Genomic DNA, 14,205 nt, shown 5'->3' on the forward strand with positions numbered 1-14,205 from the left:
CTGATGATGACGCTCAGGCCCGCGCCTGACGCTGGCGCAGCAGGAACAGGCACCAGACGGCCAGCGCCGTGGCGGCCAGCAGGCATCCGGCCAGGCTGACGCCGGTCCAGCCGAAGTGCTCGTACAGCCGCGCCGACAGCAGCGAACCTAGGGAGCCGCCGAGGAAGTAGCCGGTCATGTAGCCGGCGTTGAGGCGGCTGCGGGCTTCCGGGCGCAGGCGATAGACCACGTTCTGGTTGCTGACGTGGCTGAGCTGCACGGCGAGATCCAGCACCAGGATGCCGACCAGCAGCGCCGCCAGCGACTGCTGGGCGAAGGCCAGGGGCAGCCAGGCGAGTGTCAGGGAGGCCAGGCCGATGCTGGTGGCGAGACCACCCTTGCCCTGGTCGGCCATGCGCCCGGCCAGGTTGGCCGCTAGGGCGCCCACCGCGCCGGCGAGACCGAACAGGCCGATGGTGCCATCGCTGAAGCCATAGGGCTCGGCGGCGAGCAGAAAGGCCAGGGGCGTCCAGAACACCGCGAAGACGGCGAAGCCCAGACAGCCCAGCAGGGTGCGCAGCCGGTGCAGGGGTTCGTCGCGCAAGAGCACGAACACCGAGCCCAGCAGCCGTGGGTAGCTCAGGCCCGCCGACTGCTGATAGCGCGGCAGCGCCAGGCGCAGGGCCAGGGCGGTGGCCAGCATCAGCCCGGCCGCCACGGCGTAGACGGTACGCCAGTCGCCCAGGGACGACAGCGCCCCGGCCACGGTGCGGGCCAGCAGGATGCCGAGGATGAGTCCGCTCATGACGGTGCCCACCGCCCTGCCCCGCTGCTCCGGCGCGGCCAGGGTCGCGGCGAAGGGCACCAGCACCTGGGCCACCACCGAGAAGAGTCCGGTCATGGCGGTGCCCACTAGCAGCCAGGTCAGGCTGGTGGCGGTGGCACTCAGGGCCAGGCCGGCGGCGGCGATCACACTCATGGTGACGATCAGCCGGCGGCGCTCCAGGAGATCCCCCAGGGGCACCAGCAGCAGGAGACCGGCGGCATAGCTGAGCTGGGCGGTGGTGACGATGCTGCCCGCCTGGGTATAACTGAGGTCGAAGCGCTGGGCGATGGTGTGCAGTAGCGGCTGGTTGTAGTAGTTGCTGGCCACGGCGATACCGGTGGCGACGGCCATGAGCAGGGTCAGCCAGCGGCTGAGAGGAGGCGTGGGAGTCGACATCCGCAGGTTCCGGCAAGAGAGAGGCTGGTCAGTATCGGACAACGGCAGCCATCGGTTAAATGAATCGTTAAGATGGTTTCGATCTCATTTCAAGATAGCGCCATGAACCTCAAGCAACTGGAATTCGCCGTCGCCCTAGCCGAGGAGCGCCACTTCACCCGCGCCGCCGAGCGTTGTCATGTGGTGCAGTCGGCGCTCAGTCACCAGATCGCCCGCCTGGAAGCCGAACTGGGCGCTACCCTGTTCGAACGCCTGCCGCGGCAGGTGCGCCTCACCCCCGCCGGCGAGGCGCTGTTGGTCCAGGCGCGGCAGGCGCTGGCCGTGGTGGAAAGGCTGCAGCAGGACGTGGCCGCCGCGGTCGGCGCCATTCGCGGCACCCTGACACTGGGCCTGATCTCCTCGGTGCCCCGTCTGGATATCGTCGAGTTGCTGGCCACCTTCCATGCCCGCCATCCCCAGGTGGACATCCGGCTGCGCCAGGACAAGAGCGAGACGCTGCTGGCGGCGGTGCGCGAGCGACAACTGGATTTCGCCCTGATCGGCCTGTCGCGCCAGGTGGCCCTGGAGGCGGTGGCCAGCCGCCTGCTGCTCAGCGAGGAACTGGTGGCGGTGCTGCCCGCCGCGCACGCCCTGGCGGGGCGGGAAAGGCTGTCGCTGCACGAACTGGTGGATCTGCCGCTGGTGGACCTGCCCGCCGGCAGCGGCGCCCGGCGGCAGACCGACGAGGCCTTCGCCGCCCTGGGTCTGCCCCACCGGGTGCGTTTCGAGACGGGCAACATGCAGTTGCTGGAACGCTTCGTCCGGCGCGGGCTGGCGATCGGTCTGGTGCCTGACAGTATCGCCAGTACCTTTGCCGGCCTCGCCCGGGTGCCGGTCAGCGATGCGCCCCAGCGTAACGTCCATGCCATCTGGTCGCCGCTGCCGACGCCGGCGACGCGGGAATTCCTCAAGGTGCTGGAAGAGGCCCTGGCGGAGTAGCCTTCGCCGCTGCGGCCGCGCCTACGGCGCCCTCGTAGGTTGGGTTGAGCGCATCGACGCCCAACATTGCCCAAGGCTGAGCATCCCTGTTGGGCTTCGACGATGGAGCCGTCTCAACCCAACCTACGGTCTGACCGCCGTCCGCGCGCATGGTGGTCCGCCGATGCGGCTACGGCTAATAGCCCGCGCAGGTGGGGTTGAGCGCAGCGACGCCCAACATCGCCTAAGGCTGAACATCCCTGTTGGGCTTCGACGCTGGAGCCATCTCAATCCAACCTACGATCTGACCGCCGTCCGCGCGCTTTATAGCGGCGCTGGTGGTCCGCCGATGCGCCGCGCCTACGGACACTCGTAGGTTGGGTTGAGCGCAGCGAAGCCCAACATTGCCCAAGGCTGAGCATCCCTGTTGGGCTTCGACGCTGGAGCCGTCTCAACCCAACCTACGGTCTGACTGCAGCGCCACAGCCTGGAAAACGCGGCAGCCCGCTGAGCTACCCTTAGCCCTCGCTCACCGGTAGCCGGCGCACGAAGTTGCCCACTCGCCAGGCCAGTTGTTCGCCCTGACACTGCACCAGCAGGTTGCGCACCGGATAGGACTGGCCGGCGACGCTGGCCTCGGCCTGGGCTTCGCTGGCGCCGTCCAGGTGGTTGCGGGCAAGGACCTGGTAGCTGCCGGTGGGGCAGCGTGCGGCCGCCTCGCCGGCGCAGCCGGACCAGCGGCCGAAGACTCCGTTGCACTGCACCAGGTAGGCCGTGCTGCCATCCTTGAGGTAGGCGTTGTGGGAGTTGGCGCAGCCGCCCAGCAGGGCGAGGAAGCCGGCGCAGGCCAGCAGGCGGAGGGCGTTGCGGAAGGTGGCGAGGTTCATGGGCGTGGCTCCGGAAGACATGCAGCCATCCTAGAAAGCCAACCCCCTCGCCAATAAATCGTACCGGCGGATAGCGCATATCGACGTGGCTGATAGCCCAGTTCGCTAGGAGGTCTCGCCCATGAATCTGACGATCTCGCCGCGCAACCAGCGCTCGCCGGGATCCTGGTCCTGGGCGGCGCGCCAGACCAGCGACAGCTTGGCCGGGACGATGGGAAACGGCGGCTCCTCGATGCGCAGGACGCCGCTGGCGGCCAGGGCTTGGGCGGCGTAGTCGGGCACCGTGGCGAGCAGGTCGCTGCCCGCCAGCAAGGCGCCGAGACCGTTGAAGTGGGGCACGCCCAGGGCCACCTTGCGGCTGCGCCCAAGGCGCGCCAGGTCGTCGTCGATGTTGCCGCAGAGATCGCCGGACATGGACACCAGCACATGGGGCCGCGCGCAATAGTCGTCCAAGGTCAGGGGCGCGGGATCGGCGTCGGCGCGCACCACCAGGGCGCGGATGTGCCTCAGGGTGCGGCACTTGGCATTGGCCGGCAGCTGGGTGGTGTAGCTGATGCCCAGGGAGACTTCGCCACTGGCCAGCAGGCCGGGCAAGAGCAGGAAGTTGGCGTTGCGCACCACCAGCACGCAGTGCGGCGCCACCTCGCGCAGATGGGCCAGCAGCGGCGGCAGCAGACCGCATTCGACATCGTCGGACATGCCCAGGCGAAAGACCGCACGGCTGGCGTCGGGATCGAAGTCGTCGACCTCGCTGAGGGCATTGGACAGACCGTCCAGGGCCGGTTGCAGGCGTGCGAGGATGGCTAGGGCGCGCGGCGTGGGTTCCATGGTGCGGCCACTGCGCACCAGCAGCGGATCGTCGAAGAATTGCCGCAGGCGCACCAGGGCGGCGCTGATGGCCGGCTGGCCGAGAAAGAGTTTTTCCGCGGTGCGGGTGAGATTGCGCTCGTGCATCAGGCTTTCGAACACCACCAAGAGGTGCAGGTCGATGCGGCGCAGGTCGTTGCGGTTCACGGCGTCCCTCCGCGAAGGTCTGGCAGGGATGGTCCGGCGCCGAGGGAGGCGCCGGACCATCGTTCCCCTTACTTGGCGGACAGCTTGGCGTAGCTGGTCATCAGGTTGCGGTAGTTGGGGATGTGGTTGGACAGCAGGGCACCCAGGCCCTCGATGTCGTTGCGCCAGTCGCGGTGCAGTTCGCAGGCGACGCTGAACCAGTTCATCAGCTGCACGCCAGCGGCGCTCATGCGCGCCCAGGCGGCCTGCTGCACGGTCTTGTCGAAGGTGCCGGAGGCATCGGTCACCACGAAGACGTCGAAGCCTTCGGCGATGGCCGCCAGGGCCGGGAAGGTCACGCAGACGTCGGTCACCACGCCGGCGATGATCAGCTGCTTGCGGCCGGTGGCCTTGATGGCGGCGACGAAGTCTTCGTTGTCCCAGGCGTTGATCTGGCCGGGCCGGGCGATGTACGGCGCCTCGGGGAACAGCTCGACCAGCTCGGGCACCAGCGGGCCGTTGGGGCCCTGCTCGAAGCTGGTGGTGAGGATGGTGGGCAGGCCAAAGAACTTGGCGCTGTTGGCCAGGGCCAGGACGTTGTTCTTGAAGTCGCTGGGGGTGAAATCCTGGACCAGCGAGATCAGACCGGCCTGGTGGTCGATCAGCAGGACGACGGCATCGTTCTTGTCGAGACGGTTGTAGGGCTTGCTCATGGTGGAGTCCTCAGGGAGTGGTTTGGGGGTTGCGGGTGAAGGGCGGCATCAGGCGCCGCCCAGGAGATGGCGAATGGCGATGGGTACGCCGGGGGTCTGGTACTGGCGCGCTGCCGCTTCCAGGCGCTGTTCGCCCTGGGTGACGCGGTGGTGGTGGCGCAGGTGTTCCAGCCAGGATTCGTCGCAGAAGAATTCCTGCCAGCGGCGCGGCTCGGCGCTGTCCTGCAGCAGGGCCCAGGAGAAGGCGCCGTTGCGTCGGCGCATGGCACCAACCGCCTGCATGGCCTGGCGAAAGGCCGGACCGTGTTCGGGAGCGATGTCGTATTCCAGGGTGACCATCACCGGGCCGCGCTCGCGATCCAGGGAGTCGTCGAGGATCGGTGTCGGCCAGTGCAGTGCGGGGGCGATATCGGCCGCCGGGGTGACCGGCAGGCGCAGGCGCCAGGTCAGCCCGATGCCGGCCAGCAGCACCCCGGCCGCCGCGCTCAGGGCCACGCTCAGGGAGAAGTGGCTGGCCAGGGCGCCCCAGAGGAAGCCGCCCAGGGCGCTGGTGCCAAAGAACACCAGGATGTAGACGGCCAGGGCACGGGCGCGCACCCAGCCGGGCACGGCGGTCTGGGCAGCCACCTGCAGACTGGAGAGCACGGCGATCCAGGCCAGGCCGCTGGCCAGCATCACCGGCAGCAGCCAGGCGAAGTCACGAATCCAGGCCAGGCCGAGCAGGACCAGGGCATAGAGCGCACTGGCACCCGCCACCAGCAGGTCGCTGGACAGCCGTTCGCGCAGCCGCGGCAGGAGCATGGCGCCGGCGATGGCACCCAGGCCGACGCACCCGAGCAGGATGCCGAAATCCAGGGCGGTGCCCTGCAGGGTTTGGCGTACCAGTAGCGGCAGCAGGGCCATACCGGCGCTGGCGCCGAGGAAAAACGCGGCGGTCCGGGCCAGCACCACCTGCAGCTGGAGCGAGCTGCGGGCATAGCGGAAACCGACCCGGACGGCGCCCAAGAGGCGCTCCGCGGGCAGCACGGCGGCTGCAGGTTGGCGCCGCCAGGTCAGGAGCGCGACGATGACGGCAAGGAAGGAAACGGCGTTAAGGGCGAAGGTCAGCCAGGGACCGGCCAGGCTGACCAGCACCCCGGCCAGGGCCGGCCCCAGGGCACGGGCCACGTTCATGCCCAGGCTGGACAGGGCGATGGCCGCCGGCAGCTCGCGCTTGTCCACCAGCTCGGGGGTGAGCGCCGACCAGGCCGGCAGCATCAGCGCCGTGCCCACGCCCATGGCCAGGGTCAGCCCCAGGAGCAGCGGTACGGTCATCCAGCCGGCCAGGGTCAGCCCGGCCAGAGCCAGGGCCACCGTGGCCATCCATAGCTGTACGCCGAGCAGGTAGCGGCGGCGGTCGACGATGTCGGCCAGGGCGCCGGCTGGCAGCGCCAGCAGGAACATCGGCAACGCCCCCGCCACCTGGACCAGGGCCACCGCCAGGGGGCTGGCGGACAGCGAGGTCATCAGCCAGCCGGCGCCCACCTCGTGCATCCAGGTACCGATGTTGGACGCGATGCTGGCCAGCCACAGCCAGCGGAAGGTGCGCTGACGCAGTGGCTGCCAGGGCGAGGCGGCGTTGGGGTTCAAGGCGGCGGCGGTCATGGTGGCGGTCCTCAGAAGCTGAAGCAGGAGCAGCCGAAGGCGCCCCAGAAGCCGCTGAAGTCGCTGACCGGTACCTGGCTCTGGCGCGCCCGCTCATGGCCGTGGCCATGCACGGAACAGGCGCCGGCGCACTGGTGCACGGCAGCCTGCAGGGGCGCGCCGGGCTTCCAGTGACCGGGCACCTTGACCACGGGCGACCAGTCCGGCGTGACCGGCAAGGGCGCCGGGCCGAGGCGATCGAATTCCTCGGCGCCATGGACGATGCGGCCGCCGACCACGGTCAGCACCGACTCCAGGTGCTTGATGGCCTCTTCATCGACGGTGAAGAAGTCCGCCGAGAGCACTGCCACGTCGGCCAACTGGCCCACCCGCAACTGGCCCTTCTTGCCCTGTTCCGAGGAGAACCAGGCACTGCCCTGGGTGAACAGCTGCAGGGCGGTGGCCCGCGGCAGGCCCTCCTGATAGAGCGCCAGGCCGCCGACGGTGCGGCCGCTGACCATCCAGTACAGTGAGGTCCAGGGGTTGTAGCTGGAGACGCGGGTGGCGTCGGTCCCCGCCCCTACCGGTACGCCTTCGGCGAGCATCCGCTGGATCGGCGGGGTCTGCTCGGCGGCCTTGGCACCATAGCGGTCGACGAAGTATTCGCCCTGGAAGGCCATGCGGTCCTGGATGGCGATGCCGCCGCCGAGGGCCTTGACCCGCTCGATGTTGCGCGGACTGATGGTCTCGGCGTGGTCGAAGAACCAGGGCAGCCCGTTGAAGGGCACGTCGCGATTGACCCGCTCGAAGACGTCGAGCATGCGTGAGATGGATTCGTCGTAGGTGGCGTGCAGGCGGAACGGCCAGCGTTGCTCCACCAGGTGGCGCACCACGGGCTCCAGATCGGCTTCCATGCTGGACGGCAGGTCCGGGCGCGGTTCAAGGAAGTCCTCGAAGTCGGCCGCCGAGAAGGCCAGCATCTCGCCGGCGCCGTTGTGGCGGAGGAAGTCGGTGCCCTGGTGCAGGGTGACGCTGCTGGTCCAGTTCTTGAAGTCGGCCAGCTCTTCCTTGGGCCGCTGGGTGAAGAGGTTGTAGGCGATGCGTACGGTGAGCTGGTCGGCATCGGCCAGCTCCTGGATGACCTGGTAGTCGTCCGGGTAGTTCTGGAAGCCGCCGCCGGCGTCGATGGCGCTGGTCAGGCCCAGGCGATTGAGTTCACGCATGAACTGGCGCGTGGAGTTGACCTGGTATTCCAGCGGCAGCTTGGGCCCCTTGGCCAGGGTGGCATAGAGGATCATGGCGTTAGGCCGGGCGATGAGCATGCCGGTGGGCTCGCCCCGGGCGTCGCGCTGGATCTCGCCGCCTGGCGGATTGGGCGTGTCCTTGGTGTAGCCCACGACACGCAGGGCGGCGCGGTTGAGCAGGGCCCGGTCATAAAGGTGCAGGATGAACACCGGGGTGTCCGGCGCGGCCTGGTTGAGCTCCTCCAGGGTCGGCAGCCGGCGCTCGGCGAACTGGAATTCGTTCCAGCCGCCCACTACCCGCACCCACTGGGGCGCAGGGGTACGCTCGGCCTGGTCCTTGAGCATGCGCAGGGCATCGGCCAGCGAGGGCACGCCCTCCCAGCGCAGTTCCAGGTTGTAGTTCAGGCCACCGCGGATCAGGTGCAGGTGGGAGTCGTTGAGGCCCGGGATGGCGCGGCGACCGCGCAGGTCGACCACCTGGGTGCCCGGGCCGCGATGGGCCATGACGTCGCTATCGCTACCCACGGCAAGAAAGACGCCGTCCTTGATGGCGACCGCGGTCGCCGCGGGGCGCTCGGGATCGACGGTGTGGAGCTTGCCGTTGTGCAGGATCAGATCGGCGTGTTGCATGGTGCCTCCAGAGGCAGTGTCGGCGCGTCCGGCCAGGGGCAGGACGGACCAGAGCGCGCCGGCGGCGCCCAACAGAAGGGCGCGGCGGCGTTGAGGGTCCAGGGGTTCTTGGCTCATAACCGTACTCGCGACCCGGGCAGCGTCTGCTGCTGACCGGGCGGGTGGTCAGCGGGCGACGAAGGCCAGCAGGTCCTGGTTCAACTGCGCGGCGTGGGTCACCGCGAAGCCGTGGGGGGCGCCGGCGTACACCTTGAGCTCGGCGCCACGGATCAGCTCGGCCGCCAGCTTGCCGGTGGTCGCGAAGGGCACCACCTGGTCGGCGTCGCCGTGGATCACCAGGGTCGGCACGTCGATCTTGGCCATGTCCGGACGGAAGTCGGTCTCGGAGAAGGCGGTGACGCAATCCAGGGTGCCTTTCAGCGAAGCCAGCAGGGCGATGTTGAGGGTCTGGGTGAAGACGCCCGCGGAGACCGTCTGGCCCTGGTTGGTGCCATAGAACACTGGCGCGAAGTCGGCGAGGAACTGGGCGCGGTCTTGCAGCAGACCGCCGCGGATGCCGTCGAAGACGCCCTGGTCGACGCCCTGGGGGAAGTCCGGCTTCTGCCCGAACAGCGGGGTGACGGCGCCGAGCAGCGCCAGCTTGGCGACCCGCGCCGAGCCATGGCGCGCCAGGTAGCGGCTGACATCGCCACCGCCCATGGAGAAGCCCACCAGGGTGACGTCGCGCAGATCCAGGTGCTCGATCAGCTCCTTGATGTCGTCGGCGAAGGTGTCGTAGTCATAGCCATTCCACGGCTGGCCGGAGCGCCCGAAACCACGGCGGTCGAAGGCGATGGCGCGATAGCCGTGGCTGGCCAGGTGGTGCATCTGGTACTCCCACATGTCGGCGTCCAGCGGCCAGCCGTGGCTGAACAGCACGGGCTTGCCGCTGCCCCAGTCCTTGAAATAGATCTCGACGCCATCGCGGGTGGTGAAGGTGCTCATGGTTGTTCGCCTCTAAGGGTGGAAGGAGTGGAAAAGGCGCCCGAGCGGGCGTTGAGCCAGGGCGCGCACAGGCGGCTCACCCTCGGCATGATCAGGAACACCACCAGCGGCACGATGCACAGGGTGATCAGCAGGTTGCTCGGCACCGGGCCGGCCAGCAGCGGATAGCGCGCGAACAGCGGCTGCCACAGTGGTGGGATCAGCATGGTCAGGGGCGCGATCACCAGGTAGGTCAGCACCGCCTGCTTCCAGGCCGGTGGCTGGCGCACGCCGGGGCGCGGCGGGTTGAACCAGAACTCGGCGTCGGCATGCACCTCGGGCGCATCGGCCTCGCGGAGCAGCGGTGCCACCTCGGCGATCAGCGCCTGACGTTCCGGCGAAGCCAGCCAGGCCTGCAGCCGCTCGACGTCGGCGAAACGCACCAGGGTGGTGAAGGCGGTGCCTGCCTCGGCCGGCGGGATGACATCCACACCGAGATGGCCACAGGCTTCACGGGCAGCGGTGACCGCGCGCTGCAGCCAGCGCTGATAGGCGTCCTGCTGGCCGGCCAGGGGCTGGTGGCGGATCACCAGGGTGACGATGCGACTGTGCGCCTGATGCAGGTCCTGCCCGCGTGTGGCGCTCATGACAGGGCCCTCGCGAAACCACCCTGAGCGGCGTGACGCCTGACCAGCCGGGCTTCCAGTGAATAACGACCGGGCCCGGTGAGCGCCAGGGTGCCGAACAGCACCAGCAGCAGCCAACCGAACTGACCCTGCTCCAGAGACCACTCGGGGTGCACCACCAGCAGGGCGATCAGCAGCAACCCGAGGATCGGCAGGCAGGCCAGGCGCGTCGCCCAGCCCAGGGCGATCAGCAACGGACAGAGCACCTCGGCGAAGACGGCGAAGCCCAGCGTCGGCCAGGCGCCCAGGTGCAGCGGGTCTTCGATCAGGCCAAGCTGCTGGCGAAAGTGCAGCGCCTTGGGCAGACCATGCACCGCCAGGAGCAGCCCGGCGCCGCCCAGGCGCAGGAACAGGAGTCCCAGATCCAGCCTCACGCTTCCCATGACCCATCCCCCTGATGAAAGAGTCGGCTGCGAGAGAGACCTCGCGCCGTCGATGGAGCGAACTTTCGCCCGGACGACGGCGGACGGCCTTGGACGTCTGTGCTGGTTTTTGTACGCCTGTGCTGTGGCGTGTAGCTGAAAGGATTCAGGTTGCAGCAACGGGAAGATAGTCAACCTGAGGGTGACTGTTTAACACCCCAATACTACTTATTCGGAAATCGAGTGGACAGTAAGCTTGCCCCATCGCATCCAAGCCGGATGCCAGACCTGGAAAAGGACAGTCAACGATGAACACCCAAGCCCTCACCGCCACCACCGGCCGCCTGCTGCTCGCCAGCCTCTTCCTGTTCAGCGGCGTGGGCAAACTGCTCGCCCCAGCAGCCACCAAGGGCTACATCGCCGCCATGGGCCTGCCCTTCCCGGACCTCGCCTACCTGGGCGCCCTGGTGGTGGAGCTGGGACTCGCCAGCCTCCTGCTGATCGGCTACCGCACTCGCCCGGTGGCCCTGGCCATGGCCGCCTTCACCCTGGTGACCGCCCTGGTGTTCCACAGCCAGTTCGCCGATCAGAACCAACTGATCCACTTCCTCAAGAACATCGCCATCGCCGGTGGTCTGCTGCAGGTGGCGGCCTTCGGCGCCGGCGCCCTGAGCCTGGATGGTTGGCGGCCGGTGCGGGCGGCCCGACTCGCCTGATTGCCCTCGCTCGTGGCGCCCGCCTGATCCTTGAGGTCAGGCGGGCGCCGTCACATCCAGCATCCTGGCGCAGGCCTCGCGCACCAGTTCGAGGAACAGGCGCAGCCGCGCCGGGTAGACCCGGGCGTAGGGATAGATGAGATAGATTGGCAGGGGCGCGGCCTGCCATTCCGGCAGCAGGTGCACCAGGCGTCCCGCGGCGACGTCCTCGCGCACCATCCAGTGCGACAGCGCCGCGCAGCCCAGACCACGCACCGCGGCATGACGGGCGACGAAGAGACTCTCGGTGGCCAGCCGCGGGCGCAAGGGGATCAGTCGGCTTTCGCCAGTGGCGCCCAGCTGCAGGCGCAGTTCGGTCTGGTAGAACTGCGTCATGGCGATCCAGGGCAGTGCCGCCAGCTCCTCGGGTGCTTGCAGCGTGCTCGCCAGCTCCGGCGCCGCCACCAGGATGCGCTGCACATCACCCAGGCGCACCGCCACGGTATCCGGATCCTCCACCACCCCCACCCGAATGGCGCAGTCGACGCCATCGGCGACGAAATTGGGCGCCCGGTCGCTGAGCACCCAGTCCACCTGCATGCCGGGATAGCGCCGCAGATAGGTCTCCAGCGGATCGAGCAACTGCTCCTGGCCGAAGGCATGGGGCATCACCACCCGCAGCCGTCCCTCGGGCTCGGCATGGGCACCGTGCAAGGCGGCGGCGAAGGCCTGCCAGTCGCCGAGCAGTTGCTGGGCCTGGCGATAGCAGCGCTGGCCGTCCTCGGTCAGGCGCAGGGCGTGGGTCGAGCGCTGTACCAGGCGCACCTGCAGCGCCCCCTCCAACGCTTGCAGACGTCGGCTGACGGTGGGCTGGGTGGTGCCAAGCTGGCGCGCGGCCGCCGACAGGCTGCCGGCCTCGACGATACGCACGAAGGTTTCCAGCAGGTCGAGACGGTCATGGGTAAAGGTGGTGTTCATACGGCCTACGTATACCCCCTGTACCCCGCATTCGGCTACAGGCAGCGACCACTCTGGCGAAGAATGCGCTCATCGTCTTCCCACCCGGAGAATCGCCATGACCGACATTCCACTCTCGCATAGCCAGACCTCGCCTCACAGCGGCAGTCTATCCCCTGCCCTGCTTGGCCTGCTGGCCACCGGCGCCGGCCTCAGCGTAGCCAACCTCTATTACAGCCAGCCCCTGCTGGGCACCCTGGCCAGTGCCCTGCCCGCGCCCGCTGCCGACGTGGGGCTGATCCCCACCCTCACCCAACTCGGCTATGCCCTGGGGCTGCTGCTGCTCGCGCCCCTGGGTGATCGCTTCGATCGCCGCCGCATCATCCTGGCCAAGCTGGCCGTGCTACTGCTGGCGCTGCTCGGCGCCAGTCTGGCGCCGGGGTTGCACGGGCTGCTGGTGGCCAGTCTGGTCACCGGCCTGGCCGCCACCGTGGCCCAGGACCTGGTGCCCGCCGCCGCGACCCTGGCGCCGCCGGCCGAGCGCGGGCGCATCGTCGGCACGGTGATGACGGGGCTGCTGCTGGGCATCCTGCTGTCGCGGGTGGTGAGCGGCCTGGTGGGCGAGTGGCTGGGCTGGCGCGCGGTCTATCTGTTCGCCGCCCTCAGCATCGCCGCCATCGCCGTGGCGGTCTGGCGTGGTCTGCCGGCCTTCGCCGCCACCACCCGGCTCAGCTATCCGGCCCTGCTCGGCTCCCTGGGTGCCCTCTGGCGCCAGCATGCCGCCCTGCGCCGGGCGACCCTGGCGCAAGGGCTGCTGTCCGTGGGCTTCAGCGCCTTCTGGTCGACCCTCGCCCTCTATCTGCATGCCGAGCCCTTCCAGTTGGGCAGCGCCGCCGCCGGCGCCTTCGGCCTGGCCGGTGCCGCCGGTGCCCTGGCCGCGCCCTGGGCCGGCCGCCTGGCGGATCGCCACGGCTCGGAATGGGTGACACGCCTGGGCATCGGCCTGGCGGCCCTGGCCTTCGCCAGCCTGCTCCTGCTGCCCTGGCTGCCGGGCGTGGCCGGTCTGGTGCTGGTGGCGCTGGCGACGGTGGTCTTCGATCTCGGCGTCCAGGCCACTCTGATCGCCCACCAGGCCCAGGTCTACGGCCTGGAACCCGAGGCGCGCAGCCGCCTCAACGCGGTGCTCTTCACTGGCATGTTCATCGGCATGGCCAGCGGCGCGGCGCTGGGCAGTCTGCTGCTGGCCCACCTGGGCTGGAATGGCGTTGCCGGCCTGGCGCTGGCGACCGCCCTGCTGGCTCTGGCGGTACGGCTCTGGCCTGCCCGTCCGCGCCTGGAGTAACGATCACGGTAAACAGCACGGCACCCTTTGGCTGAAGGCATCGTCAACCAGAACAGGACGACCATTCTCCTTCCAGCTCGTTAATCAAACCGGGGCGCCACAGTAGGATGACTTCCATGGCGTCGGAACAGACCGCGCCCCACTCAGACAAGGAGCCTCATCATGCTGGCCATTCGTAAAGCTTCCGATCGCGGCGCCGCCAACCACGGCTGGCTCAAGTCCTTCCACACCTTCTCCTTCGCCAGCTACCGCAATCCGGCGGAACAGGGCTTCTCCGACCTGCTGGTGATCAACGACGACACCGTGACCGGGGGCCAGGGCTTCGGCGAGCACCCGCACCGCGACATGGAGATATTCTCCTATGTGCTCGAAGGCGCACTGGAGCACCAGGACAGCCTGGGCACCGGTTCGGTGATCCGCCCGGGCGACGTCCAGCTGATGAGCGCCGGCAGTGGCGTCAGCCACAGCGAGTTCAACCATTCCGAGCGCGAGAGTGTGCACTTCCTGCAGATCTGGATCGTGCCCAACGTGCGCCGCGCCGAACCGCGCTACCAGCAGCAGCACTTCAGCGCCGAGGCCAAGCGTGGTCGTCTGGCCCTGATCATCTCGCCGGACGGCGCCGAGGGCTCGCTGGAAGTACGCCAGGACGCCCGGGTCTACGCCGGTCTGTTCGACGGCAGCGAAGGCGCCAGCCTGCAACTGGCGCCCGAGCGCCATGCCTATGTGCACGTCGCCCGCGGCAGCCTGGAGCTGAACGGCGTCCTGCTGCAGGCTGGTGACGGCGCAAGGCTGCGCGGCGAGCGCGAGCTGCAGCTGGCCCACGGGACCGATGCCGAGGTGCTGGTGTTTGATCTGCGGCCCAACGAACTGCCGCAAATGCCCTGACTACGATTTGCTCGCTAAATCGTAGGCTTAGTTTGCGCTAGGAGGCCGCTCCCACGGCCTCCCCTTG

14 protein-coding genes are annotated in these 14,205 nt (G+C 68.8%); 4 read left to right on the forward strand and 10 right to left on the reverse strand.

What is annotated here, in order from left to right; all coding sequences use genetic code 11:
* Positions 1-13: 13 nt before the first annotated feature.
* Positions 14-1,201: an MFS transporter gene (locus tag FEZ61_RS21010; RefSeq protein ID WP_173150320.1), complete on the reverse strand. Its 1,188-nt coding sequence runs from the start codon at positions 1,199-1,201 to the stop codon at positions 14-16.
* Positions 1,202-1,303: 102 nt separating this feature from the next.
* Between FEZ61_RS21010 and FEZ61_RS21015 the strand changes: the two genes are divergently transcribed.
* A complete protein-coding gene (locus FEZ61_RS21015; protein ID WP_173150322.1) occupies positions 1,304-2,179 on the forward strand; it encodes a LysR substrate-binding domain-containing protein in 876 nt (291 codons plus the stop codon).
* 497 nt (positions 2,180-2,676) lie between these two features.
* On the opposite strand, the gene FEZ61_RS21020 is transcribed toward FEZ61_RS21015, so the two are convergent.
* From FEZ61_RS21020 to FEZ61_RS21055, 8 genes are all read right to left on the reverse strand, one after another.
* The gene (locus tag FEZ61_RS21020) at positions 2,677-3,045 is read right to left on the reverse strand and encodes a hypothetical protein (protein ID WP_068385040.1); all 369 of its coding nucleotides are present in this window, start codon (positions 3,043-3,045) and stop codon (positions 2,677-2,679) included.
* Positions 3,046-3,150: 105 nt separating this feature from the next.
* A complete protein-coding gene (locus FEZ61_RS21025; RefSeq protein ID WP_173150324.1) occupies positions 3,151-4,059 on the reverse strand; it encodes a LysR substrate-binding domain-containing protein in 909 nt (302 codons plus the stop codon).
* Between the two features lie 68 nt (positions 4,060-4,127).
* On the reverse strand, positions 4,128-4,751 hold the full coding sequence (gene ycaC, locus FEZ61_RS21030; RefSeq protein WP_017641105.1) for an isochorismate family cysteine hydrolase YcaC: 624 nt from the start codon (positions 4,749-4,751) through the stop codon (positions 4,128-4,130).
* A gap of 48 nt (positions 4,752-4,799) precedes the next feature.
* Complete coding sequence (locus tag FEZ61_RS21035; protein ID WP_173150326.1) at positions 4,800-6,395, reverse strand: MFS transporter; 1,596 nt, start codon at positions 6,393-6,395, stop codon at positions 4,800-4,802.
* A gap of 11 nt (positions 6,396-6,406) precedes the next feature.
* Positions 6,407-8,248, reverse strand: coding sequence for an amidohydrolase (locus FEZ61_RS21040; protein WP_064309321.1), 1,842 nt, complete (start codon positions 8,246-8,248; stop codon positions 6,407-6,409).
* A 165-nt stretch (positions 8,249-8,413) separates the two neighbouring features.
* Positions 8,414-9,232: an alpha/beta hydrolase gene (locus FEZ61_RS21045; RefSeq protein ID WP_064309322.1), complete on the reverse strand. Its 819-nt coding sequence runs from the start codon at positions 9,230-9,232 to the stop codon at positions 8,414-8,416.
* Positions 9,229-9,858, reverse strand: a complete 630-nt coding sequence (locus FEZ61_RS21050) for an antibiotic biosynthesis monooxygenase (RefSeq protein WP_064309323.1) — start codon at positions 9,856-9,858, stop codon at positions 9,229-9,231. Before FEZ61_RS21050 ends, FEZ61_RS21045 begins: the two co-directional genes overlap by 4 nt.
* Positions 9,855-10,280, reverse strand: a complete 426-nt coding sequence (locus FEZ61_RS21055; protein WP_017641110.1) for a DoxX family protein — start codon at positions 10,278-10,280, stop codon at positions 9,855-9,857. The genes FEZ61_RS21050 and FEZ61_RS21055 overlap by 4 nt, the downstream gene beginning before the upstream one ends.
* Positions 10,281-10,567: 287 nt before the next feature.
* Between FEZ61_RS21055 and FEZ61_RS21060 the strand changes: the two genes are divergently transcribed.
* Positions 10,568-10,975 (forward strand): DoxX family protein, encoded by a 408-nt coding sequence (locus FEZ61_RS21060; protein WP_064309324.1) that lies wholly within the window; start codon positions 10,568-10,570, stop codon positions 10,973-10,975.
* A gap of 36 nt (positions 10,976-11,011) precedes the next feature.
* Here FEZ61_RS21060 and FEZ61_RS21065 read toward each other — a convergent pair whose 3' ends face one another.
* Positions 11,012-11,932, reverse strand: a complete 921-nt coding sequence (locus tag FEZ61_RS21065; protein ID WP_068385054.1) for a LysR family transcriptional regulator — start codon at positions 11,930-11,932, stop codon at positions 11,012-11,014.
* Positions 11,933-12,029: 97 nt separating this feature from the next.
* On the opposite strand from FEZ61_RS21065, the gene FEZ61_RS21070 reads away from it, so the two are divergent.
* Positions 12,030-13,253, forward strand: coding sequence for an MFS transporter (locus FEZ61_RS21070; protein WP_173150328.1), 1,224 nt, complete (start codon positions 12,030-12,032; stop codon positions 13,251-13,253).
* Between the two features lie 162 nt (positions 13,254-13,415).
* On the forward strand, positions 13,416-14,138 hold the full coding sequence (locus FEZ61_RS21075; RefSeq protein ID WP_173150330.1) for a pirin family protein: 723 nt from the start codon (positions 13,416-13,418) through the stop codon (positions 14,136-14,138).
* The last annotated feature ends 67 nt before the right edge of the window (positions 14,139-14,205 follow it).

Origin of the sequence: Pseudomonas sp. MS15a(2019), from assembly GCF_013277805.1 — a bacterium.
Lineage (GTDB): Bacteria > Pseudomonadota > Gammaproteobacteria > Pseudomonadales > Pseudomonadaceae > Chryseomonas > Chryseomonas benzopyrenica.

Bases quoted from the DNA above. Each gene is read 5' to 3' on its own strand.
- FEZ61_RS21010 (WP_173150320.1), bottom strand. From the start codon at position 1,201: ATGTCGACTCCCACGCCTCCTCTCAGCCGCTGGCTGACCCTGCTCATG.
- FEZ61_RS21015 (WP_173150322.1), top strand. From the start codon at position 1,304: ATGAACCTCAAGCAACTGGAATTCGCCGTCGCCCTAGCCGAGGAGCGC.
- FEZ61_RS21020 (WP_068385040.1), bottom strand. From the start codon at position 3,045: ATGAACCTCGCCACCTTCCGCAACGCCCTCCGCCTGCTGGCCTGCGCC.
- ycaC (WP_017641105.1), bottom strand. From the start codon at position 4,751: ATGAGCAAGCCCTACAACCGTCTCGACAAGAACGATGCCGTCGTCCTG.
- FEZ61_RS21035 (WP_173150326.1), bottom strand. From the start codon at position 6,395: ATGACCGCCGCCGCCTTGAACCCCAACGCCGCCTCGCCCTGGCAGCCA.
- FEZ61_RS21040 (WP_064309321.1), bottom strand. From the start codon at position 8,248: ATGCAACACGCCGATCTGATCCTGCACAACGGCAAGCTCCACACCGTC.
- FEZ61_RS21045 (WP_064309322.1), bottom strand. From the start codon at position 9,232: ATGAGCACCTTCACCACCCGCGATGGCGTCGAGATCTATTTCAAGGAC.
- FEZ61_RS21050 (WP_064309323.1), bottom strand. From the start codon at position 9,858: ATGAGCGCCACACGCGGGCAGGACCTGCATCAGGCGCACAGTCGCATC.
- FEZ61_RS21055 (WP_017641110.1), bottom strand. From the start codon at position 10,280: ATGGGAAGCGTGAGGCTGGATCTGGGACTCCTGTTCCTGCGCCTGGGC.
- FEZ61_RS21060 (WP_064309324.1), top strand. From the start codon at position 10,568: ATGAACACCCAAGCCCTCACCGCCACCACCGGCCGCCTGCTGCTCGCC.
- FEZ61_RS21065 (WP_068385054.1), bottom strand. From the start codon at position 11,932: ATGAACACCACCTTTACCCATGACCGTCTCGACCTGCTGGAAACCTTC.
- FEZ61_RS21070 (WP_173150328.1), top strand. From the start codon at position 12,030: ATGACCGACATTCCACTCTCGCATAGCCAGACCTCGCCTCACAGCGGC.
- FEZ61_RS21075 (WP_173150330.1), top strand. From the start codon at position 13,416: ATGCTGGCCATTCGTAAAGCTTCCGATCGCGGCGCCGCCAACCACGGC.